This is a genomic window from Roseivivax sp. CAU 1761 (assembly GCF_054482755.1).
Genome location: NZ_JBTLRM010000001.1, coordinates 333,283 through 356,063, shown reverse-complemented (window position 1 = coordinate 356,063; position 22,781 = coordinate 333,283). Strand labels below are relative to the sequence as shown.

Sequence of the window (22,781 nt, the reverse complement as noted above, 5' to 3'; positions counted from 1 at the left end):
CGCCGCGCCGGGCCGGGTCATCCCGCCTGCGCCGCGGCTCTTGCGAGCGACCGCGGGCGCGCATGCGCCCGGCCCGCCGCCCCGCGGACCCGCTGCGCGGAACTGACGGCGGACCAGATGGAGTTCCGCGTCACCGCGATGCGCTGCGCCGCAAACCGGTTGCGGCTGAAGATCGGCGCGGCGCGCCCCCGCCCGGGCGCCGTGCACCGGATCTGGATTCTGCCCGAGACCGGACCGGCCCGCGCCCTCGGCGTGCTGGCCGCCCGCGGGACGCAGAGCCTGACCCTGCCGCCCGCCGCCCCCGACCTGCTGCTGGCGATCAGCCGCGACCCCGCCGGCCGGCCGGCCTCGGGGCGGCCCGAAGGGCCGATCCTCGCCGCGGCGATCCTGCCCGCGCCCTGAGGTCGGAACCCGGATGCCGCCCCGCGCTACGGGGCGAGGATCAGCACCTGCACGTCGGCCACGTTGGTGCCGGTGGCCGGGATCCGCACCAGATCGCCCGCCGCCTCGAGCGCGTGATAGCTGTCATTGTCGGCCAGCAGCGCCTCGGGGTCGAGCCCGCTGGCGCGGATGCGTCCCGCGGTGCCGGCATCGACCAGCCCGCCCGCCGCATCCGTCGGCCCGTCGCGCCCGTCCGTGCCGCCCGACAGGAAGGCCCAGGTCCCGGCCGCCGCGGTCGGCGCGCCGAGCGCCACCCGCAGCGCCAGCTCCTGGTTGCGCCCGCCCAGCCCGCGGCCGCGCAGCGTCACCGTGGTCTCGCCCCCGAAAAGCAGCGCCGTGGGCCGGTCGGGGGCCGCGAACTCCCCGAGGATGCGTTCGGCGGCCGCGCCGACATCGCCGACCAGCCGGTCGTCGACGACGCGTACCGCCAGGTCCAGCGCCTCCGCCCGCGCCGCCATCGCCTGGAGCGATTGCCGGTTCGAGCCGATCAGGTGGTTGGCCGCCTCCGGCACCGGTCCCGGATCCGGCGCGCGCTCCAGATGCCGGCGCGCCGCCTCGGGCAGGCGGTCCCAGAGATCGGCCTCCTCGAGCAGCCGCCGGGCGCTGGCCGGAGTGCCGATCGGGCCCACGGTGGGCCCCGAGGCGATGGCGCGCAGGTCGTCGCCGATCACGTCCGAGAGGATGTAGGCGGTCACCGGCGCCGGCGCGGCGCGGCGCAAAAAGCCGCCGCCCTTCAGCTCGGACAGCTGCTGGCGCACGTGGTTCATCCGCACGATGTCGAGCCCGCCGGCCAGCAGCACCTCGTTCACCGCCGCCTTGTCCTGCAGCGTCAGCGGCGCCACCGGGGCCGGCAGCAGCGCCGAGCCGCCGCCCGAGATCAGCGCCACCACGCGGTCCTCGGGCCCGGCGGAATCGAGCAGGTCGAGCACCGCGCGGGCGGCCTCCGCCCCGGCCGCGTCGGGCACCGGATGGCCGGCCCGCAGCACCCGCGCCCCGGCCACCGCGCGGTCGTTCTCGTGATGGGTCACGGCCAGCGCCTCGCAGCCCGGTCCGGCATGGCGCAGCGCCTCGTCGAGCATCAGCGGCGCGGCCTTGCCCACGGCGATCAGGATCAGCCGGCCCGGCGCCTCGGGCAGCGGATGGGTGCGCAAGGCGCGCGCCAGCGCCCGGGCCGGGTCGGCGGCCGCCACTCCGGCATCGAAGAGGTCGCGGGCAAGCGTGCGGAACTCGGTCATGTCGGGCCTCTCGCAGGTTCGGCGCCATCAAGGGCGGGAGCCCCGCGGCTGTCAACCGCGGGGCCGCCGCGGTGCCCCGAACCATGGCGCCGCAGCCCCACCCGATCGGGCGGTGTGACCTGTCGCCCGGGCGGGTGGGCATGGTAGCATGGCGCCATGAGCGCCATCGCCCCGCCCCGCCCCAACCTCCGTGTCGGCCTGATCCTGGCCGAACGCTTCACCCTGTCGGCCTTCGCCAATTTCGTCGACGTGCTGCGGCTCGCCGCCGATGAGGGCGACCGGTCGCGACCGATCCGCTGCGCCTGGTCGGTGCTGTCCGCCGACATGGCGCCGGTGCGGTCGAGCTGCGGCGTCACCGTGGCGCCGAACGAACGCCCCGGGGCGCCGGGCCGCTTCGACTACGTCGCGGTGGTCGGCGGTCTGCTCGACGAGGCGCACGGGCTGCGGCCCGACCAGGTCGCCTTCCTGCGCGCCGCCGCCGCCGCCGGGGTGCCGCTGATCGGGCTCTGCACCGGCACCTTCCTGCTGCACGAGGCCGGGCTCATGCAGGGCTACCGGGCCTGCGTGAGCTGGTTTCACCACGACGATTTCCTCGAACGCTACGACGGGCTGCTGCCGGTCTCGGACCGCATCTTCGTGGTCGACCGCGACCGCCTGACCTGTTCCGGCGGCGCCAGTGCGGCGCATCTGGCGGCCTATCTGGTGGACCGTCACGTCGGACGGTCGGCGGCCCGCAAGAGCCTGCACATCCTGATCATCGACGAGGCCATGCACCCCGACGAGCCGCAGCCCGGCCTGCCCTCGGATCTGCACACCCGCGACCCGCTGGTGCGCCGCGCCGTCCTGCACATGCAGCAGAGCCTCGACGATCCGCCGAGCGTGGCGCGCATCGCCGCGGCCGTGGGCGCCGGGCGGCGCAAGCTCGAACGCCATTTCCGCGAGGCGCTGGGGCTGAGCCCGGCCGAGGCCTTCCTGCGGCTGCGGCTGGCGCAGGTGCGGCTCCGGCTCGAGACCAGCGACCGGCCCGTGGCGGAGATCGCGGCCGAGACCGGGTTCTGCGACGCCTCGCACCTGATCCGAACCTTCCGCCGCCACCAGGGCACCACACCCGAAGCCTGGCGCCAGAGCCACCGGCCGCAGCCCGCCGCCGCCCCCTGACCCCAAGCGGGGCCGCCCCGATCCGCCGCGACGGCCAATCGTGGCGGGGGCGGCCAGCGGCGGAATCGATCGCGCGTCAATCCGGTCTCGGCACGCTCGCCCGCGACGATCCCGGCAGCCGCAACGACCGGAGGCGGGGCGATGGACATCACTACACGGGGCGCCATGGCGGGGCACCCGCGCCCGCAGCCCGGCTGCGGCACTGCGCTGGTGGCCGGCACGGCGGTCCCCACCCGGGACGGCACCCTGCCGGTCGAGGTGCCGGGCCCGGGCGACCGGGTGATCACCCGCGACGCCGGCAGGGCAGTGCTGCGTGAGCTGCGGTCGCGTCTTCTCACCGCGCCGACGCGGATCCGGGCGGGCCGCTCGGCGACCTGGGGCCCGACCGCGACGCCGTCCTGCGCGCGGCGCTGGCGATCCCGGTGCGCGACTGGCGCGCCCGGGCGCCGTTCGGGCGGGCGCAGGCGCTGGTCCCGGCAGGGCGCCCGGTCGACGGCGCATTCGTGCGCCGGCTCGCATCCCGCCCGGTCGCGGTGATCGCGCCCCGTCTTCGACCGCCCGCACCTGGTCTGTGGCGACGGGCAGGAACTGGCCGCCAACCGGCCCGACCGCGCCGCCGCCTGAACAGGGCGCCTCAGGCGCCGAGATCGCGGAGCAGGCCGGGCAGCGCCTCGGGCAGGTCTTCCGCGATCAGGCCCGGGCCGAAGCGGCGGGCCGCCTCGGCGTGCAGCCAGGCGGCGCTGGCGGCAGCCTCGGGCGCCGGTGCGCCGCGGGCCATGAGCCCCGCGACCAGCCCCGCCAGCACGTCGCCGGTCCCCGCCGTCCCGAGCCAGGGCGCGGCGTCCGGACCCACCGCGGCGTTGACCCGGAGCGCGCCGTTGGGCGCGGCGATCACCGTGTCCGGGCCCTTGAGCAGGATCGTGCAGCCGGCGCGCGCCGCCGCCTCCCGGGCTGCATCGAGGCGGGAAAAGGCCGGGCCGCGCGCCGCCGGGGCGCGCAGGCGGTCGGCCAGATCGGGAAAGAGCCGGGCGAATTCCCCACCATGCGGGGTCAGCACGCAGGCATCGTGCAAATGCTCGAACAGCCTCTCCGGTCTCTTCGCGAAGGCGGTCAGCGCGTCGGCGTCGAGCACCGTGGCGCGCCCCGCGCCAAGCGCCGCGGGCACCAGGTCCGCCGCACGCGCCAATCCAAGCCCGGGGCCGAGGCAGAGGGCGTTGAGCCGCGCATCCTCGAGCGCCGCCGACAGCGCCCCGGCATCCGCGACCCGACGCAGCATCAGCGCGGTGATCTGCGCCGCCACTTCGGGCTCGGCCTCCGCCGGCGCGCCCAGCGTGACCAGGCCGGCGCCGATCCGCAGCGCCGCGCGGGCGGCGAGCCGCGCCGCGCCGGTGCGCCCGGCCCCGCCGGTCAGCACGAGCGCGTGGCCGTGATCGTATTTGTGCGCGCCCGGCCGCCCGGCCTTGGCGAGCGGCCAGACCGGCCCGGTCAGCAGCTGCGCCGCGGCGGGGGCCGCGCCGATCCCGATGTCGCGGATCGCCAGCCGGCCGGCCAGTTCCGCGCCCTCGGCCAGCACGTGGCCCCGCTTGGCGCTGTGGAAGGTGACGGTGAGATCGGCGCCCGGCGGCCGCGCCTCTGCGTCGCCGAGCACGCGCCCGCTATCGGCGCAGACGCCGCTCGGCATGTCGACCGCGACGCGGCGCGGGTTCGCCGGCACCAGCCGGTGCAGTCGGCGCAGCAGATCGCGGTCGAGGGGCCGCGCCAGGCCGGTGCCGAACAGCGCGTCGACGACGAGATCGGCCGGCGGGCCGTCGCCGTCGAGCGCCGCGATGGCGCCGAGCGCACGCCAACGGTCGCGCATCGCCGCCGCGTCCCCGGTGAGGCGGCCGGGATCGCCGAGCGCCTGCACGGTGACCTCCCAGCCGCGGCCGTGCAGGGCACGGGCGATGACGTAGCCGTCCCCGCCGTTGTTGCCGGGTCCGCACAGCACCAGCGCGCGATGCGCCCCGAGCCCCAGTTCCGGCCAATGCGCGAGCAGCGCGGCGACCACGCCCTGCCCGGCCCGCTCCATCAATTCTCCGCCCGAAACCTCGCCGGATGCCATCGCGGCTGCCTCGGCATTGCGCATTTCGGCGGCACTCATCAGGTCGGGCACGCATCCTCCGATTCAATTCCGATACATTCTTGTGCGAAACGCACAAAATTTGTGCATATGCTCCGTCGCGCCGCGCCCGAACCTTGACCGGGCCGGCTCGGCGATTGTGGCACCCCGCGAGACATGGTCTGAGGCTCGCAAATGCCAACGAGGAGGCCGCGGCGCATGAAGAAAATCGAGGCGATCATTAAGCCCTTCAAACTCGATGAGGTCAAAGAAGCGCTTCAGGAAAGCGGCATCCAGGGGCTCTCGGTGGTCGAGGTCAAGGGCTTCGGCCGGCAGAAGGGCCACACCGAACTCTATCGCGGCGCCGAATACGTCGTGGATTTCCTGCCCAAGGTGAAGATCGAGGTGGTGCTCGACGACGATCAGGTCGACGCCGCCATCGAGGCGATCATCGCCGCGGCCAAGACCGACAAGATCGGCGACGGCAAGATCTTCGTCAGCCCGGTCGAGCAGGCGATCCGCATCCGCACCGGCGAAACCGGCTCCGACGCGCTCTGAGCCCGCCTCCGCCCCCGCAATTCGGTCGGCGCCGGGCCATCCCGCCCGCGTCCCGCCGACCGCGCAGCCACACTCCCGAACCGATGAGAAAGAAGGAATCTGGGAATGAGTAATTCGGACGTTCTCAAGCTGATGAAGGACGAAGACGTCGCCTATGTCGACATTCGCTTCACCGACCCGCGCGGCCGGCTGCAGCACGTCACGCTGATGGCGGACCAGGTCGACGAGGACTTCCTCGAGGAAGGCTTCATGTTCGACGGCTCCTCCATTGCCGGCTGGAAGTCCATCGAGGCCTCGGACATGAAGCTCATGCCCGACACCACCACGGCCTATATCGACCCGTTCTACGCCGAGAAGACCATCTGCATCCACTGCACCGTGGTCGAGCCCGACACCGGCGAACCCTATGAGCGCGACCCGCGCGGCACCGCCGTGAAGGCCGAGGCCTACCTGAAGGCGTCGGGCATCGGCGACACCTCCTATTGGGGTCCCGAGGCCGAGTTCTTCATCTTCGACAACGTGCGCTACTCCAACACCATCAACAAGGTGTCCTACGAGGTCGACGCCATCGACGCGTCGTGGAACTCGGACACCGAGTACGAGATGGGCAACACCGGCCACCGTCCGGGCGTCAAGGGCGGCTACTTCCCGGTCAACCCGACCGACCACGCCCAGGACCTGCGCTCCGAGATGCTCTCGACCATGAAGCGCATGGGCATGAAGGTCGACAAGCACCACCACGAGGTGGCGTCGTGCCAGCACGAGCTCGGCATGATCTTCGGCGGGCTGGTCGAGCAGGCCGACAACCTGCAGAAGTACAAGTACGTCATCCACAACGTGGCCGAGGCCTACGGCAAGTCGGCGACCTTCATGCCGAAGCCGATCTACGGTGACAACGGCACCGGCATGCACTGCAACATGTCGATCTGGAAGGACGGCAAGCCGCTGTTTGCCGGCGACAAGTATGCCGATCTGAGCCAGGAGGCGCTGCACTTCATCGGCGGCATCCTGAAGCATGCCAAGACGCTGAACGCCTTCACCAACCCGTCCACCAACTCCTACAAGCGCCTGATCCCGGGCTTCGAGGCGCCGGTGCTGCGCGCCTACTCGGCCCGCAACCGCTCGGGCTGCGTGCGGATCCCGTGGACCGAGAGCCCGAAGGCCAAGCGCGTCGAGGCCCGCTTCCCGGACCCGTCGGCCAACCCCTATCTGTGCTTCGCGGCGCTGCTGATGGCCGGTCTCGACGGCATCAAGAACAAGATCGATCCCGGCGAGGCGATGGACAAGAACCTCTACGACCTGCCCCCCGAGGAGCTGGAAGGCATCCCGACGGTCTGCGGCTCGCTGCGCGAGGCCCTGCAGTGCCTGAAGGACGACCACGAGTTCCTGCTCGCCGGCGACGTCTTCACCAAGGACCAGATCGCGGGCTACATCGACCTGAAGATGGAAGAGCTCGAGCTCTACGAGCACACCCCGCACCCGGTCGAGTTCAAGCTCTACTACAGCTGCTGATCGCTCCCTTTCGGGATCGCGGAAGCCGGGCCGGAAGGCCCGGCTTTCGTCGTTTCAGACCCGACCCCGAGGCGTCGCGCGGGACCGCGGCAATGGCGCGCGCCGCGCCGGGCTATGCCCGGATCGCGCACGGCACCGCTGCGAATTGCGGCGAAAGCGCCGCATTTCTGCCGCGCAATCTGTCCCGTTCGGTCGCAAACGTTTCAATCTTGGGTTGCATCCTTCCCTCAGTCCGCAATTCGGACAAGTGGGGATAAAGTCATGAACGAGAGCGGATACACCGCCACCATTCTGTGCGACGCCGCCGCGCTGCCCGCGGCCGCCGCCATGCAGGACATTCTTGCCGCCGCCGAAGCGGCCGCCGCGGCGGCGCTGCCGGAGCGACGGCTGGCGCAGGTCACCTGCGAGCTCCGCCAGGGAAGCGGCCCGGACGAGGCCGCGCTGGAGATCGGGCTCGCCGGCGCCGCGGAAGACCGGGGCAGCCAGCTGGCCGCGCTCTGCTTCCATCTGCTGCAGCGCCTGCCGGCCCGCGGCATCGTCTGGCCCGGCAGCCGCACCGTGCTGCCGCGCGACGCCTTCCTCGCGACGCTGGCCGCCGAGTTCGGCGCCGTGCCGGCGAGCGGCCCGGCCGCGGCCTGCGCCGACCGCATCCACCCGCGCCGTCCCGTGCGCCCGGCTCAGCCGCAGGCGCCGCGCCGGCCCCGGCCGGTCGACGAGGCCACCCGCCTGCGCGCCACGCTGCGCCGCGCCGCCACGCCCGAGGAGCTGCGCGCCGCGAAGCTCGAGGCCGCCGCCCAGCAGGCCGAGGCCGGGGCGATGCGTCTGCGCGTGGCGTCGCTGGCCGCCGGCCTGTCGAGCCTGCTGATCTTCTTCTCGAGCTCCGGCGCCACCGCCGCGGCACGGGCGATCTTCTGACGCGGGATCCGGAACCCTGACGAAGGATACGGGTTGTGGGCATACGCCGGCCTCGCCCGAGGCCGGCGCTCACAGACGTGCCAGGGAGCCTTCCATGCGAACCTTAGTGACCGCCCTCAGCCTCGCGATCCTGTCGGGTCCGGCCTTGGCCGCCCCGTGCGGCAACGACGCCTCCGGCTTCAATGCCTGGAAGGCCCAATTCGCGAACGAGGCGCAGGCGGCCGGGGTCGGTCAGCGCGGGCTCCAGGCGCTGGCGGGGGCACAATATTCCACTGCCACGATCAACGCCGACCGCAACCAGAAGGGCGTGAAGTACAGCCTCGACCGTTTCATCCAGATCCGCCTGGGCTCGGTGGACGGCTTCGCCGCGCAGGCGCGCCAGCGCAAGAACCGCAACCCCGGCTTCTTCCAGTCCCTCGAGCAGCGCTACGGCGTGCCGGCCGGCATCCTGCTGGCCATCCACGGCATGGAAACCGGCTTCGGGCGCAACATGGGCTCGGAGCCCGTGGTCTCCTCGATCTCGACCGTGGCCTATGATTGCCGCCGCTCGGACTTCTTCACCCCGCATGCCATCGCGGCGCTGAAGATGGTCGATCGCGGTATGCTCTCGCCGAACCAGCGCGGCGCCTATCACGGCGAGCTCGGCCACACCCAGTTCCTGCCCGGCAACGCCCTGCGCTTCGGCGCCGACGGCAACGGCGACGGCCGCGTCGATCTCTACAGCGAGGCCGACGCGCTGGCCTCCACCGCCAACTTCCTGCGCCAGAAGGGCTGGCAGCCCGGGCAGCCCTACCAGCCCGGCACGCAGAACTTCCGCGTGCTCGGCGAATGGAACGCCGCGACGGTCTACCAGCAGGCCATCGCTCTGGTGGCCGAGCGGATCGATTCCTGATCCCGCAATCCTTGCGCGAATTTCCGGCTTCGGGCCCGGTATCGGTCCGAAGCCGCCCAAGTTTCTCCGCAATGATCGGCAAGTCTTAGGGGGTTCGTAAACCCTTCGTCAGGACGCCGCGATGCCTCTCCCCTATGCCGCTCTGCTCGTCCCGCGCGCCGTGGGCGTCGATCCGCTGCTGTTTCTGCCGGGGATGGCAGAAGTGCTCGAACGGCTGGACCTGCCACCGCATGGCAGCGCCATCCGCTCGGCGGCGCTGTCGGCCGCGGCCGGTGCCTCGCTGATCGTCCGGGTGGAAACGGAATTGCAGCCCGGCCAGGGCGGCCGCGTGACCTTCCGCATGGCGCCGCGCCCCGGCCAGGCCACGCCGAGCCGCGAACGCGCGGTGCGGATCCTGGCCCAGGTGGTGCTGCGCGCGATGGCGGTGGTCGAGGCGCGCGAGGTCGAATGGCTGGCGCCGGGGGTCCTGCTGCGTCCCGACGAGTTCCACACCGCCCAGAGCTACGTCTCGCCGCGCCGCACCCGCGCCGCGCCGGCGATCCGCGCCCCCAGCCGCGACGACGAGGAGCATGGCGCCGCCTGCCGTCTGGCCCGGCTGATCGACGACCAGAAGCTTGACGCGGCAGGCCCGGCCGAGCCGCCGGCGGACACCGCCCCGGCCGCGCGCCCGGTGGCCCGGCTGCGGCCCGCCGCCAGCCCGCCGCCCCCCGCCCTGCCCGACGCCGCCGACCCCGACGGGCTGGCCGCGGGATTCCTGAGGACCGTGCAGCGGATGAAGCGGCCGGGCAGCGCGGCCAACGATCTGGGCATCGCGGCGGCGCTGGCGCGGCTCGCGCGCTGAGCGCGGGGCACGCGGCTTGTTCCCGTGCGGCGGCGGGGCTATGACCCCGCGCGAGAGCCCCAGCCACGAAAGGTCCGCCGCGCATGATCCCCCGCTATTCCCGCCCCGACATGGTCGCGATCTGGACCCCGGAGACCAAGTTCCGCATCTGGTTCGAGATTGAGGCCCATGCCTGCGACGCCCAGGCCGCGCTGGGGGTGATCCCGAAGGCCAATGCCGAGGCAGTCTGGACGGCCAAGGATGTCGAGTTCGACGTCGCCCGCATCGACGAGATCGAAGCCGTCACCAAGCATGACGTCATCGCCTTCCTGACCCATCTGGCCGAGATCGTGGGCAGCGACGAGGCGCGTTTCGTGCATCAGGGCATGACCTCGTCCGACGTGCTCGACACCACCTTCAACATCCAGCTGGTGCGCGCCGCTGACATCCTGATCAAGGATCTCGAGGCGCTGCTGGCCGCGCTCAAGCGCCGCGCGCTGGAGCACAAGGACACGGTGCGCATCGGCCGCTCGCACGGCATCCATGCCGAGCCCACCACCATGGGCCTGACCTTCGCCCGCTTCTACGCCGAGATGGACCGCAACCTCGCGCGGATGAAGACCGCCCGCGCCGAGATCGCCACCGGCGCGATCTCCGGCGCCGTCGGCACCTTCGCCAATATCGACCCGGCGGTGGAAGAGCATGTCTGCGACAAGCTCGGCCTGACGCCCGAGCCGATCTCCACCCAGGTGATCCCGCGCGACCGCCATGCGGCGTTCTTCGCCACGCTGGGCGTCATCGCCTCCTCGATCGAGAACGTGGCGATCGAGATCCGCCACATGCAGCGCACCGAGGTGCTGGAGGCCGAGGAGTTCTTCTCCGCCGGCCAGAAGGGCTCCTCGGCGATGCCGCACAAGCGCAACCCGGTGCTGACCGAGAACCTCACCGGCCTCGCCCGGCTGGTGCGCATGGCCGTGGTGCCGGCGATGGAGAACGTGGCGCTCTGGCACGAGCGCGACATCTCGCATTCCTCGGTGGAGCGCAATATCGGCCCCGATGCCACCATCACCCTCGACTTCGCGCTGGCCCGCCTGACCCAGGTGATCGACAAGCTGGTGGTCTATCCCGAGCACATGCTGGCCAACATGAACAAGTTCAAAGGCCTGGTGATGTCGCAGCGCGTGCTGCTGGCGCTGACCCAGGCCGGCGTCAGCCGCGAGGATGCCTACCGCCTGGTGCAGCGCAACGCCATGAAGGTCTGGGAACAGGGCCGCGACTTCAAGGAGGAGCTACTGGCCGATCCCGAGGTCACCGCGGCGCTCAGCCCGGCCGAGATCGAGGAGAAGTTCGACCTTGGCTACCACACCAAGCATGTCGACACGATCTTCGCCCGGGTCTTCGGCAAAGCCTGACTTTGGCGGCGGCGCGACCCGTGCTAGGCTGGCGCATCTCTGGAGGAGGTGCGCCAATGACCAAGACCCTGATCGCAGCCGCGGCCCTGACCATTGCCTGGGTGTCCGCCGCCGCCGCCGAGTGCAGCGGCCAGCGCCACGTGATGAGCTGCGCCGACGGCATGGTGTTCGATCCCGACAGCCGGACCTGCATCGCCACCAGCAGCTGAGCCGCGGCCCAGCCCGTCGTCGTGGCGCTGCCCTGACGGCCGCCTAACGGTAGTGCTTCTCGGTCATGTCGAAGGCGCCGAGCGCCAGATCCTGCCTGTAGAAGGCATGGTCGCGCTCGAGCCGCGCCAGCGCCTCCTCGGCGAAGGCCAGCATGTCGTCGATGAACAGTCCCTGCGGCGCCATCGCCTCGAGGATGCGCGGCTCGATCCGATAGTCGAGCTTCCCGGCATCGTCGGAGCGGGCATGCGCCTGCGCCAGCGCCCGGCCGCAGGCCCGGGCGTAGCGCTTCCATGACTTGCCCGACAGATCGTCCATGTCGACGTCGTCGCGGAACGGCGCGCGCTCCCGCGACATGAAGCTGTCGCCGTCGATCTCGCAGGCGCCGTAGAACACGTCGCCCTTGGCCAGGTGCACCGACTGGCCGTGGGCGATCCGGTCGCCGGTCTCGCCGGCGTGGAAATCATGCGCCGGCACCAGCCCCTCGAGCGCCGAGCGCCGGGCGCGCTTGAACTCGATGATCAGGTCGTCGGTGGCGTCGCCGCTCGGCCCCTCGATCAGGCAGTAATAGCGCGGCAGCCCCAGCGACGCGGTGCCCTGCCCGTGCCTGAGCGCCACGTCCTTGACCTTGAGCGAGCCCGTGCGTCCGGCCTTGTCGATGCCATTCTTCTTGGCCAGCGCGTCGATATAGCCCTGGAACTCCTCGCAGCGGGTGGTGATCGGCGTCAGCTCCTCGTTGGCGCGGAAGCCGCGCCCGGTCTCGTCGAGATAGCGGTCGCGCAGCCATTCCGCCCGGGTCTCGTAGGCCTCCTCGAAGAGCTTCCGGATCACCTTGGGGCTGTTGTCGGGGCGCATCTGCTCGCTCGACTCGGTGTTGTGGCGGGCGTAATAGGCCATGCCCTCGGCGTAGCCCTTGAGGAACTTGCGGGCGATCTTGCGCTGCTTCTTGCGGCCGTATCCGCCCTTCTCGCTGGCGGCGAGCATGAAGCCGGTGGTGCCGCGCTTCAGATCCCAGGTGAACGGGCCGTAGATCACGTCGTCGAAATCGTTGACGCCGAAGATCGGCACGTTGTCGGCGTTCGGCATGACCCCGAAATTGCCGGGATGGACGTCGCCCAGCACCAGCACGGTGGGCATCCGCGCATCCTCGCCCGCCATGTCGCGGTGAAACAGCAGCGAGGTGCCGCGGAAGAAGGAAAACAGCGACCCGGCGAGCTTGGCGAACTTGGTCTCGGCGCCCTGCGCGCGGGAATCGATGCGCACCGCGTGATCCTCGACGATGGTCGAGCGCACATGCCGCCGCCGCGCCTGCCCGTCGAGGTCGCAGGGCCGCATGGTGCAGGCGCTCTCCACGTAGCGTGCCGCCAGCGCGCGGTATTCCTCCACCCGGCTCTCGACCTCGCGGACCGGCGCCGCCTCGGCCCGGCCCTCGGCCGGCGCGCCGTCGGCGCGGCCGGCATCCGGCCGGCGCTTTCCGCTGCCGGTCGCTCCGCGCCGCTTCGGGGCGGCGCGGCGGGCGGTGCTGCTGGTACTGTTGGCCATGGACGATTCCCCTGCGCGGCGGTTCGGAGGATCAACCGGGCCCGCCGGGCCCGGTTCCGGGATCAGCCGAACATGTCCTCGGTGATCGCCGCGTACCAGTCGAAGCTTTCGCGGAAGGTGGCGGCGCGGGTCTGCCTGTCCTCCTCGGGCGCGCTGACGAAGCTGCTGGTGGAGACGATCTTCTCCGGCGTCGCCTCGTAGGTCGCGCCGACCTTGACGCCGTCCTCGGGCGCCAGCGCCGACCAGCAGGTATTGGCGAAGATCGCCGGCTGCACCGTGGCCCCGGTCAGCGCGCCCAGCACCGCCTCGGCGCAGACCTGGGCCTGGCTGTTGGCGGCGAAGGCGGATTTCGGCATGTCGCCCTGCGCCGAGGCATCGCCCAGGACGTGGATCGCCGCGTCCTTGCGCGACACCATGCCGGACGGATCGACCGGCGCCCAGCCGTCTTCGGTCAGGCCGGCTTCGTACGCGATGCGCCCGGCCTGCTGCGCCGGGATGACGTTGCAGACATCGACCTCCTCGACGCTGCCGTCGATGTCCACACTCATGGCGGCGGGGTCGACCGAGACCGCGCCGGCGCCGAAATCCGGGCCGATGCGCTCGATCATGCCGGGATAATGCCGCTGCCAGGCCTCCTCGAACAGCGTCTGCTTGGAGAAGCCCTCCTTGGGATCGACCAGCAGGATCTTCGCGGTCGGGTTGGTCTGCGACAGCACGTGGGCGATCATCGACACCCGCTCGTAAGGCCCGGGCGGGCAGCGATAGGGGTTCGGCGGCGCGATCACCGCCACCCGGCCGCCCTCGGGCATGGCGAGGATCTGCGCCCTGAGCAGCTCGGCCTGGGCGCCGCCCTTGTAGGCATGCGGCATCCGGGTCTGCGCCGAGACGTCCCAGCCCGGCACCGCGTCGGGGACGAAGTCGATCCCCGGCGACAGGATCAGCCGGTCATAGGGCAGCGCGGCGCCGCCGGCGAGCCGCAGCGTCCGGGCGTCGCGGTCGACCGCCACCGCCCTGTCATGGACGACGTTGATGCGGTACTCGGCGGCCAGCGTGCCGTAGCCGTGGCCGAGCCGCGCCATCTCCTCCAGCCCGCCGATGAAGAGGTTGGAGAAGAAACAGGTGTAGTAGTGCCGCGACGGCTCCACCAGCGTCACCGAGACAGCATCGCCGGCCTCCTCGGCGATCCGCCGCGCCGCGCTGGCGCCGCCAGCGCCGCCGCCCACCACCACGACCCGCGGCACCGCCTGGCCGATCGCCCGGGGCGCCGCCAGCGCCGCACCGGCCGCGGCCAGCGCCCCCATTACCTTGCGTCTGGTCCGGTCCATCGCTCCCTCCCATCGCCGTTCCCTGGCTCCAGCGTCGCGCCATCGGCGCCAAGACTCAAGAAAAGCTTGCAACGGGGGGCCCGCCCCCGCTTCGCGGCCGCTGTCGACGTCGCCCGCGTAAAGGTCGCGAACCTCCCTAAGTCGCTGCCCTTGCTCGCGTCGAGCGGGGCGAAACTGCAGGCCGACCCAACGCGCACCACCACCATCCTACCGCAAGCCCCCGAGCTCGGGTTTCTCGCCGCGGAAAGCCAGATCGCGCAACTCACCTTCGACGGCGCGCTCTATACGCTGCCGCACATGCATTACCTGTACGAGGGCAGGTATCCGGAGATCACCGCCAGCGTGCGGGATCCGCAGGCGGGCAGCGAGATGCGCAATTACCTGTTCAACATCATTCAGGCGCTGGTCATGGAATGCGGGCCGTTCCTCGCGCCCGGCACCGTGCGGGCCCTCTATTCCTTCCGCTACCCGCCGGACTGGCGCGACGCCGATGATCAGGCGGTCGCGGTCGCCATCCAGACCAACATCGCCGAATACGATGCTGCGATTTTTCTCCGCCGGCATGGCTGTGACGGCTTGATCGCGATCCACATGTTTGAGAGCATCGACAGATACTTGTCTTCAGCGCCTTAGGTTTCATCGCGAAACGAGGGCCAAAGCATGTCGGCACTTGCGAACATGATGACCGCCTGCGCGGTGGCGAGCGTCGGCGTCCTGGTCGGCACGCCGCCCGCGGCCGAACGGCAGGTCGGCGCCATGGACGGCGTGACGATCCTTCTGCCGGACGATTTTGTCTGCAGCCCCGCAGTGTCCGTCAACCTGCGGGCCGCGGCCGACCCGCCCTTCGCCGACCAGGCGCTGATGGCCCGGATCGCCGGTCAGCTCGCCAACCTGATGGCCTTCGACTGCCCGGAGGCCGAGAGCGTGAAGATGGTGGGCGAGGTCGGCGGGCGCCTGGTCTACGAGGCGATCACCGGGCGGCGCGGGGACTGGTCGGTGATCACGCAGATGGCCCCGGACCCGGCGGTCCCTGGCGCGCCGCCGCCGGCCCCGACGGCGCCCGAGGAAGAGGCGTCCGGCGCCGGAGAGTTCCTGCCGCGGCTGCCTGCCCCGAACGATCCGCCACCGGCCTCCGGGAACGACCGGGCCGCGATGCCCGCGGCGCCGGGCCATCCCTGGCAGAAGGCCGAGGCCGCCGGAGGCACCGCCGAAGACGCGCCGGCCGCGCGCCTGGACAGGCGCGCCGGGAGCGCGCCGTCAGGGGCGGACGACCTCTGCAGCGCCGAGGACTTCGACGCCTCGGGCCTGTCGCGCGGTGCACGGCTCGCCCTGCTCTTCGACGGCGATTTCGACGCTCTCGACCTCGAGGACCCGTTCTTTCTGAGAGTTTACCTGCTGAAACTGAACGCGTATTTCGGCCGGTCCTACAATTTCTTCGATGAGGCCTGCGCCGGGTTCTACGATCCCGATCTCGCGCCCGGGTTCATGGAAGGCGTGATGAGCGACCTCATGGGGGCGCCGGAACAGGCGGGCCTGCAGGTCCTCGGGATGATCGGCACTCTGGCGCAGGACCCGGCGGCTCTCATGCGCCGCGCGACGCTCGTCGAGGCGGAGCAGAAGGCCGGGGAAACCGACGGCGTCCGCCTGGCGCGCGACCTGAGCTGCTCCAGTCCCGCGTTCAAACGGCTCTACCAGAACCTCGCCGCCTATATCGAAGGCGCGCCCCCGGCCTGCGCCTCGGGCTGGCCGGGCGTCCGTCTGGCCTGCGCCCGGTTCGCGGGCGATGCCGGCGCCGGGTCCCCGGACGCCTGGGCGCGCTGCGGCTGCATCGCCGACGAGATGAAGGCCGCCGGCGCCCCCCGGGAGGCCGCCGACTGGCTGCGCAGCCATTACGATCACGGCGGCAATTTCGGCCGGATCGTCGAAGCCTACCCCGATCTCCGCAAACGGATCGGGGCCTGTCTGTTGCAATGATCCGGGCGCGGGGGGCGTATCCATGCAGCGAATGTCGGAGCGTCTGGGACGGTTGCTGGCCGCCGGCCTGGCGGCATCATTCCTGTTTGCATCAGGCGCCCTCGCGCAGCCCTCGGCGGTGGAGACCGCGGAGGCCGCGTATTCCCCCGGTCAGCCCATCGAGGTGACATTCGAACATGCCCCGGGGCACCGGGCCGATTTCGCAACCTTCGCCCCGGCCGGTGCGCCGGACACGACCAATGTGAACGGCCAGTATCTCGGCAGCCAGACCTCCGGCCGCGTGACCATGGCGCCGCTCTACCAGGAGGGGCCCTACGAGGTCAGGATCGTCAGCGGCGCCACCGGGCAGGTCGTGGCGCGGGCGGCGTTTTCGATCGGGACGGCTCCGCCGGCGGCGCCCGCGGCCGGGTCGCCGGCGGTCGTCGAGCAGGAAGAGGAGGCGCCGGCCGGCGGCCCGAGGGTTCGGACGCAGAAGACCGTATATGCCGAAGGCGAGGCCGTCGTCGTGGAGTTCGAGGGCGCCCCCGCGCGAGGACAGGATTTCGTCGCCTTCGCCCGGCTCGGACTGCCCGATACGGCGCGCGAGAACGGCGAATACCTCGGCGGCCGCAGTTCCGGCAGCCTTGCGTTTCCGCCCTGGAAGCCCGGCATTCACGAGGTCCGCCTCTACGAGGGCGGCAGCGGTGCGCTGCTCGCCCGCGCCACCTTCGCGGTTGGCGCAACATGCCTGGATGCGGAGAAGGCCGCGGAGGCGGTCTGCGCCCCCGCGCTTCACACCTTGAAGGACGCATACGCGCCCGGCGAGCCGATCACGGTCCGCTTCGAGGGCGCGCCCGGCAATTCCGCCGACTGGATCGGGATCGTCGAGCTGCAACCGGGCGGTGGCGTCGCCGCGCCGGCCGGCGGTGCGGCGACGTTCGGGCCGTATGGCGCACCAGACGGCCAATGGAAGCCCTTCGCGGCGCTGGCCGGAAAGCTCGCCGGCGAGGTGGACCTGAAAGGCGTGGCCGCCGGGCGCTACGAGGTGTGGATGCATGTGCAGGGCGCGCCAGCCGACCAGCCGGTGGCGCGCCACGGCTTTGTCGTCGATCCGGAGGCGGAGGGCCTGCCGCTCGCCATCCTCGACCCCCCGGAGCAGACCGCTGCGGACGCTCCGGGCACCGAGGCCGGGCCGGCCTTGCCGCCGCCCGGGCTGGCGGGATCCTGGCTCGGGTTCCTGACCTGCAATGCGCGCAAGACCCTGCGGGGCCCGGTGGCCGACACCGTCGTCTCCCTGCTTGAGCTCGCGCCATCGGACGGGGCGGTCACGGCCGAGATCTACGTTCTCGGAACGGGACAGGAGGCCGGCGCCTTCCGCGCCTCCGGCCGGGACAGCGGCGGCGAGAGCGTCGCCCTCCAGCCCACGGAGTGGATCTATCCGGCCCGTCCGGGACAGGACCCGCTGCAGCTCGATCTCAGGCTCGCGGAGAACGGGCTCCGCCTGGCGGGCAGCGTGGAGGGGGCCAATTGCACGGCGATCGACGCCTACAAGTTCCTGCGCGACGCGCGGCCGGACCACGCCCGCGGGCTCCTGCCCAGCCTGGAGCGGCACGGCGCCGACATCGTCTCGCCGGAATTATGCACCGCCTACCTGTCATGGATCGCCGATGACACGGCGTCCGAGGTTCTGGGCGCGCACGTTCCCTCGACCCTTCACGGCGACGACCGGTTCTACCGCTACATCGGAAAGCCCTATGACCGGTGGATGCAGGCCGACCGCCCGCGCCTGCAGGCCCTCTGGGACGGATGCGTCAGCGCCTATCGCGGTGCCGCCGAGATCGCGCTGTCCTCGCTCGTGGAACGTGCCCTGGCGGAGCGGCCGCTATGGTATTACCTGACCGCCGCCATGCCGCCGCCGGATCGTCCCAATCCGCAGCAGCGCATGGCGTTCCTGAAGAACTATGCCGCCGTGATCGCCCTGCGCAGCGCGCGAGACCATGCCGAGAGTCTCCATGCCGAGGGCCAGGCGCTCGACGACAGCATCGCGTCGGTGCAATGGCTCGCCGGGGTGATGACACAAGTGCAGGAGGGCGCGGGCATCTTCCAGGCCTTGCCCACGGCCCTCCGCGACGCCCAGACCGAGCGCTTCGCCGCATTGAAACGCGCCATGACCGGTAGGCTCTCGGAGGGCGCGGTGCAGGCGTTCCGGATGGAGCGGTACCCGGTCGACATTGCCGGGCTCAAGGCGGCCCGGGCGGATCGGTCGGATGTCGAGGCCGAGGTCGCCGCCTATGCCGACCCCGAACAGATGGCCGCGGTGAAGACCGGCCTGGACGACCTGTTCCGGCCGGTCTCGGCGGCGGTGAAACAGCAAGCTCTCGACGCGGTGCCGCGCGTCGGTCCCGATCTCGCCGACCTCGTGGCGGCCAGCGCGCAGCGCGCGGATATCGAGACCGACGTGGCGCGACACCTGCTGCCGGCCGATGCCCGGCAGCTGCTGAGCGCCTACGACGGCAGGAATGCCGCCGCCATCGAGCGCGCGCTGCCCCGCCTGCCGGACATGCTGGACGAGGCCGTGGCGCCGGACCGGAGCGGCGCAGCCAAGCTGGAAGAGCTGAGCCGATCCCTGCTCGGCGTCGCTCTCGACGCGGCGGCGGAGACCAGCTTCCCGGCGCCCTATGACGGCGTCCGGACCGCGCTCCTGACGCGAAAGGAGGTCCTGACCTACCAGATCTGCGCCTTGCCGCCGGGATTCGAGGGCTTGCGGGAGGTCATTTGCCTGGAGGTGGCGGAGCTGTCCGACCACAACTGACATGTCCCCCGGCTGTCACCGGTGACGGTCTCGGCGATCCCGGCGCTTCGGGACCGGCCTATGCACATGCCGGCCACGCATCCGAGGCACGGCCCGTGCCCCCCATGAGCCGGGGCCGGCATCTGCAAGAAGGGGAGAAATGGCGCACCCGAAAGGATTCGAACCTTTGGCCTCTGCCTTCGGAGGGCAGCGCTCTATCCAGCTGAGCTACGGGTGCAGCGCCCGGCCCGTATAGGCCAAGGCTCGGGGGGCTGCAACGGGTTTTCGAGCCCCCCGGGGCTTTGTCCTCTGCGGCGCCGCGCGGCTCAGGCGAAGAGCTCGTGCGCCAGATCCAGCGCTTCGACCAGGGCGTCGACCTCGGCCTCGGTGTTGTAGAGACCGAAGGAGGCGCGGCAGGTGGCCGAGACCCCGAGATGATCCATCAGCGGCCCGGCGCAGTGATGCCCGGCGCGCACCGCCACGCCCTTCTTGTCGAGGATGGTGGAGATGTCGTGGGCATGCGCGGCGCCCTGCAGCGTGAAGGAGAAGATCGCCGCCTTTCCCGGTGCGGTGCCCTGCAGGTTCAGCCAGTTGAGCCCGGTCAGACGCTCCCTGGCATAGGTTGCGAGCCGCGCCTCGTGGGCGGCGATGTTCTCCATGCCGAGCGACATCATGTACTCGAGCGCCACCCCGAGCCCGATCGTCGGCACGATGCCGGGGGTGCCGGCCTCGAACTTCATCGGCGGCTCGGCCCAGCTGATCTCGTCCTTGTGGACCTCGCGGATCATGTCGCCGCCGCCGATGAAGGGCCGCATCTCGGCCATCCGCTCGTGCTTGATGTAGATCGCGCCGGAGCCCGACGGGCCGTAGAGCTTGTGGCCGGTGATGGCGTAGAAGTCGCAGCCGATCTCGGCCACGTCGACCGGCATGTGCACGGCGCCCTGGCTGCCGTCGACCAGCACCGGCACGCCGCGGGCATGGGCCTCGGTGCAGATCGTCCGGACATCGACCACGGTGCCCAGCACGTTGGAGAGCTGGGTGATCGCCACCAGCCGGGTACGGTCGCCGATGGCGTCGACGACCTTTTGCGGATCGAGCGAGCCGTCGGGTTCGGGATCGACCCATTTCAGCACCACGCCCTGGCGTTCGCGCAGGAAATGCCAGGGCACGATGTTGGCATGGTGCTCCATGGTCGAGAGCACGATCTCGTCCCCGGCCTGCAGGCGCGGCATGGCCCAGCCATAGGCGACGAGGTTGATGCCCTCGGTGGTGCCGGTGTTCAGCACCACCTCCTCCTCGGAGGGCGCGCCGAGAAAGCGCGCCACGGTGCCGCGCACCGCCTCGTATTTCTCGGTGGCGAGGTTGGACAGGAAGTGCAGCCCGCGATGCACGTTGGCGTATTCGCTGGTATAGGCGTGGGTGATCGCGTCGATCACCACCTGCGGTTTTTGCGCCGAGGCGCCGTTATCGAGGTAGACCAGCGGCTTGCCGTTGACCTCGCGGGAGAGGATCGGGAAGTCGCGGCGGATCGCGTCGACGTCATACATGTGCGTTCAGTCCCATCGTCGTCGTGGCCCCGAACAGGGTCAGGAAAAAGGAAAGCCCGAGCGCCAGCCCGGTCAGCGCCAGGAGCAGCGCGAAGGCGGCGCGGCCGGCGGCCAGGCCATGCGCCTCGGCCAGGAAGTTGACCAGGATCCAGATCGCCGCGGCCGAGGCCGCGAGCGCCAGAAGCCCGGCCAGGACCGGCGCGGCGAGCCCGAGCGCCAGGCCCAGGCCCTGCACCAGCAGGCGCAGCGCCTGCACCCAGATCACCAGGAGGGCCATCTCCTCGAAGCGGCCGCGGCCGCCCAGGGCGCGCCCGGACCAGGTCAGCGCCAGGATCAGCGCCACCAGGAGACCGCCATAGCCGGCCAGGAAGACCGGCGGCTGCGCCATGAAGGGCGCCAGCACCGGGTCGGGCGGCGAGATCAGCGCGGCGGTGACCACCAGCCCGGTCTGCACCACCAGGATGAGCGCGAAGAGCAGGATCAGCGCCTCGCGCCCGGGATGGATCGACAGCAGGAAGCGGGCGACCTCGCGCGGGGCCACGACGCTCTGCCAGGCGAGCGCGAAGAACCCCTGGGCGCTCACGCTCCCGGCTCCGGCCGCTCCGCCACCATCAGCGAACGACCCCAGAACCACAGGAACACCGCGCACCACAGAAGGCCCACCAGGGCGAGCCCCGGCCCCGGCCCCACGAAGCCCGCCACCAGGCCGTTCAGCAGCACCAGCGGCGAGGAGGCCAGAAGGCTCCAGAAGAGCGCCAGCCGCGCCCCGAACCAGGTGCCGCGGCCGCCCAGCAGGCGCGCCGCCAGATGGCTCAGCGCCGCCAGCCCGTACAGCAGCAGCGGCGCCACGAAGATCAGCCCGAAGAGCGCGCCGGCCATCATCCCGTCGAGCTCGGCCCCGGTGAGATGCGCCTCGCGGGCCAGCGCCGGCAGGCGCGCCGCGAAGAGCACCGCGCAGGCCGCCATCAGCATCGCCAGCGCCCGGTCCTCGCGGCGCCCGGCAGCGAGCAGCCGGCGCATCACTCGCGCCGGCCCCCGGTAGGTGGCCGCGATGTCTCCGGTCACCGACATGTGGCTCAGCCCCTGCGACGCAGCAGCCAGGCCTCGACTCGGGCGTTGATCGCGGCCTGCAGATCCTCGTCCTCGACCTCCATCACCGCTTCGGCCAGGAAGGCCAGGGTCAGAAGGTCGGTGGCGTGGCCGCGCGGCACCCCGCGCGAGCGCAGGTAGAACAGCGCCTCCTCGTCGATCGCCCCCGAGGTCGAGCCGTGCGAGCAGGCCACGTCGTCGGCGTAGATCTCGAGCTCGGGCTTGGCGTCGAACTCGCTGTCGTCGTCAAGCAGCAGCGACTGGCTGATCTGGTAGCCGTCGGTCTTCTGGGCGCCCGGCTTCACCAGGATCTTGCCCTGGAAGACGCCGCGGGCGCCGTTCCGCAGGACCTTCTTGAAGACCTGCCGGCTTTCGCAATTCACCGCGTCATGGGTGATGAAGACGGTGTCGTCGTGGTGAAAATCGCCGTCGCCCACGCAGGCGCCCGCGACATGCGCCACGGCATCGTTGCCGAGGATCTCGAGCACCAGCTCGTTGCGGGTCAGCGTGCCGTTCACCGTGAGGGTGAAGGACTTGAAGACCGATTCCCGTCCGATCCGGCCGAACACATGCGTCGCGGCGCGGCGCTCGTGATCGCGGCCCTGCGCGCGGACATGGTGGAACGCGCCGCCATCGGCGACCTCGACCTCCATCACGTCGGTGCTGCGGGCCGCTGCCGGGCCGTTCTCCAGAAGCGTCAGCTCGGCGCCTTCCTCGACCTTCACGACATGGTGGAGATACGAATCAGAACGCTCTGATTTATGACGATAAACCAGGTTGATCGGCTTCGGCGCGCGGCCCGTGACGCGGATCAGGACGCCGTCCGTGGCGAAGGCCGTGTTGAGCGCCGCGAGCGGGCGGTCGACGGGGGTCTGCCCGGCCGCTTCGAGCCGGCCGTAGAGGTCCTTGGCCCAGTGGATGTCGGCGCGGCTCTCGGCCAGGCGCTCGATCTCCACATGCTCCAGCGCCAGCGCGTCGGACGCCTCGGCATCGAACTTGCCGTCGACGAAGACGATCTGCAGCCGGTCGAAGCCGTCGAAGAGCGGCGGCTCGCCCGACTCGAAGAGCGCCGCCGCCGGCGCTTCGGGGCCGGTCAGCGTGTCGGGGCGGGTGAACTTCCAGTACTCGTCGCGCCGCCCCGGCAGGCCCATGGCGCGCAGGCGGGTCAGCGCCTCGCGGCGCGCGGGCTCCGCCCAGCCGCCTTCGGGCAGGGTCAGGCTCGCGATCCGCGCCTCGGCGGCGTCGAGCTTGCTCTGGTCGGGGGCCTTCTTCTTCAATGCCACCAT

20 protein-coding genes and 1 tRNA gene are annotated in these 22,781 nt (G+C 71.4%); 12 read left to right on the top strand and 9 right to left on the bottom strand.

Annotated elements, in window-relative coordinates; genetic code table 11:
- Positions 1-402, top strand: a 402-nt coding sequence (locus tag ACXYMW_RS01705; RefSeq protein WP_459033546.1) for an anti-sigma factor domain-containing protein, incomplete at its 5' end; no start/stop codon positions are given.
- 26 nt (positions 403-428) lie between these two features.
- Here the strand turns inward: ACXYMW_RS01705 and ACXYMW_RS01700 are convergent.
- A complete protein-coding gene (locus ACXYMW_RS01700) occupies positions 429-1,676 on the bottom strand; it encodes a glycerate kinase type-2 family protein (protein ID WP_459033545.1) in 1,248 nt (415 codons plus the stop codon).
- 156 nt (positions 1,677-1,832) lie between these two features.
- On the opposite strand from ACXYMW_RS01700, the gene ACXYMW_RS01695 reads away from it, so the two are divergent.
- A complete protein-coding gene (locus tag ACXYMW_RS01695; protein ID WP_459033544.1) occupies positions 1,833-2,834 on the top strand; it encodes a GlxA family transcriptional regulator in 1,002 nt (333 codons plus the stop codon).
- A gap of 634 nt (positions 2,835-3,468) precedes the next feature.
- Here ACXYMW_RS01695 and ACXYMW_RS01690 read toward each other — a convergent pair.
- Entirely contained in the window at positions 3,469-4,974 is a 1,506-nt protein-coding gene (locus ACXYMW_RS01690) for an NAD(P)H-hydrate dehydratase (protein WP_459033543.1), read from the bottom strand.
- A 177-nt stretch (positions 4,975-5,151) separates the two neighbouring features.
- On the opposite strand from ACXYMW_RS01690, the gene ACXYMW_RS01685 reads away from it, so the two are divergent.
- From ACXYMW_RS01685 to ACXYMW_RS01655, 7 genes are all read left to right on the top strand, one after another.
- The gene (locus ACXYMW_RS01685) at positions 5,152-5,490 is read left to right on the top strand and encodes a P-II family nitrogen regulator (RefSeq protein WP_459033542.1); all 339 of its coding nucleotides are present in this window, start codon (positions 5,152-5,154) and stop codon (positions 5,488-5,490) included.
- A gap of 105 nt (positions 5,491-5,595) precedes the next feature.
- Positions 5,596-7,002 (top strand): type I glutamate--ammonia ligase, encoded by a 1,407-nt coding sequence (gene glnA, locus ACXYMW_RS01680; RefSeq protein ID WP_459033541.1) that lies wholly within the window; start codon positions 5,596-5,598, stop codon positions 7,000-7,002.
- Between the two features lie 261 nt (positions 7,003-7,263).
- Positions 7,264-7,917 carry a hypothetical protein gene (locus ACXYMW_RS01675; RefSeq protein ID WP_459033540.1) on the top strand — a complete coding sequence of 218 codons (654 nt, stop codon included), beginning with the start codon at positions 7,264-7,266 and terminating at the stop codon, positions 7,915-7,917.
- Between the two features lie 94 nt (positions 7,918-8,011).
- Complete coding sequence (locus tag ACXYMW_RS01670) at positions 8,012-8,809, top strand: lytic murein transglycosylase (RefSeq protein WP_459033539.1); 798 nt, start codon at positions 8,012-8,014, stop codon at positions 8,807-8,809.
- A 121-nt stretch (positions 8,810-8,930) separates the two neighbouring features.
- The gene (locus tag ACXYMW_RS01665) at positions 8,931-9,650 is read left to right on the top strand and encodes a hypothetical protein (RefSeq protein ID WP_459033538.1); all 720 of its coding nucleotides are present in this window, start codon (positions 8,931-8,933) and stop codon (positions 9,648-9,650) included.
- 83 nt (positions 9,651-9,733) lie between these two features.
- Positions 9,734-11,041, top strand: a complete 1,308-nt coding sequence (purB, locus tag ACXYMW_RS01660; protein ID WP_459033537.1) for an adenylosuccinate lyase — start codon at positions 9,734-9,736, stop codon at positions 11,039-11,041.
- A gap of 56 nt (positions 11,042-11,097) precedes the next feature.
- Complete coding sequence (locus tag ACXYMW_RS01655) at positions 11,098-11,250, top strand: carbohydrate-binding module family 14 protein (RefSeq protein WP_459033536.1); 153 nt, start codon at positions 11,098-11,100, stop codon at positions 11,248-11,250.
- A 43-nt stretch (positions 11,251-11,293) separates the two neighbouring features.
- Here the strand turns inward: ACXYMW_RS01655 and ACXYMW_RS01650 are convergent, their stop codons facing one another.
- Together ACXYMW_RS01650 and ACXYMW_RS01645 are read right to left on the bottom strand one after the other, a co-directional pair.
- Positions 11,294-12,790: a DUF2252 domain-containing protein gene (locus tag ACXYMW_RS01650; protein ID WP_459033535.1), complete on the bottom strand. Its 1,497-nt coding sequence runs from the start codon at positions 12,788-12,790 to the stop codon at positions 11,294-11,296.
- Between the two features lie 62 nt (positions 12,791-12,852).
- The gene (locus tag ACXYMW_RS01645; protein ID WP_459033534.1) at positions 12,853-14,115 is read right to left on the bottom strand and encodes an FCSD flavin-binding domain-containing protein; all 1,263 of its coding nucleotides are present in this window, start codon (positions 14,113-14,115) and stop codon (positions 12,853-12,855) included.
- A gap of 150 nt (positions 14,116-14,265) precedes the next feature.
- Here ACXYMW_RS01645 and ACXYMW_RS01640 point away from each other — a divergent pair, with 150 nt between their 5' ends.
- The 3 genes from ACXYMW_RS01640 to ACXYMW_RS01630 are packed head-to-tail and all read left to right on the top strand — an operon-like array spanning position 14,266 to position 18,880.
- Positions 14,266-14,748, top strand: a complete 483-nt coding sequence (locus tag ACXYMW_RS01640; RefSeq protein WP_459033533.1) for a hypothetical protein — start codon at positions 14,266-14,268, stop codon at positions 14,746-14,748.
- Between the two features lie 27 nt (positions 14,749-14,775).
- Positions 14,776-16,089: a hypothetical protein gene (locus tag ACXYMW_RS01635; protein WP_459033532.1), complete on the top strand. Its 1,314-nt coding sequence runs from the start codon at positions 14,776-14,778 to the stop codon at positions 16,087-16,089.
- 52 nt (positions 16,090-16,141) lie between these two features.
- Positions 16,142-18,880: a hypothetical protein gene (locus ACXYMW_RS01630; protein ID WP_459033531.1), complete on the top strand. Its 2,739-nt coding sequence runs from the start codon at positions 16,142-16,144 to the stop codon at positions 18,878-18,880.
- A gap of 140 nt (positions 18,881-19,020) precedes the next feature.
- Here ACXYMW_RS01630 and ACXYMW_RS01625 read toward each other — a convergent pair.
- From ACXYMW_RS01625 to sufD, 5 genes are all read right to left on the bottom strand, one after another.
- Positions 19,021-19,097 (bottom strand) — tRNA-Arg (locus ACXYMW_RS01625).
- Between the two features lie 88 nt (positions 19,098-19,185).
- The gene (locus ACXYMW_RS01620; RefSeq protein ID WP_459033530.1) at positions 19,186-20,406 is read right to left on the bottom strand and encodes a cysteine desulfurase; all 1,221 of its coding nucleotides are present in this window, start codon (positions 20,404-20,406) and stop codon (positions 19,186-19,188) included.
- Positions 20,399-20,989 (bottom strand): YIP1 family protein, encoded by a 591-nt coding sequence (locus ACXYMW_RS01615; RefSeq protein ID WP_459033529.1) that lies wholly within the window; start codon positions 20,987-20,989, stop codon positions 20,399-20,401. Before ACXYMW_RS01615 ends, ACXYMW_RS01620 begins: the two co-directional genes overlap by 8 nt.
- On the bottom strand, positions 20,986-21,477 hold the full coding sequence (locus ACXYMW_RS01610; protein WP_459033528.1) for a YIP1 family protein: 492 nt from the start codon (positions 21,475-21,477) through the stop codon (positions 20,986-20,988). The genes ACXYMW_RS01615 and ACXYMW_RS01610 overlap by 4 nt, the downstream gene beginning before the upstream one ends.
- Before the next feature lie 5 nt (positions 21,478-21,482).
- On the bottom strand, positions 21,483-22,781 hold the full coding sequence (gene sufD, locus ACXYMW_RS01605; RefSeq protein ID WP_459033527.1) for a Fe-S cluster assembly protein SufD: 1,299 nt from the start codon (positions 22,779-22,781) through the stop codon (positions 21,483-21,485).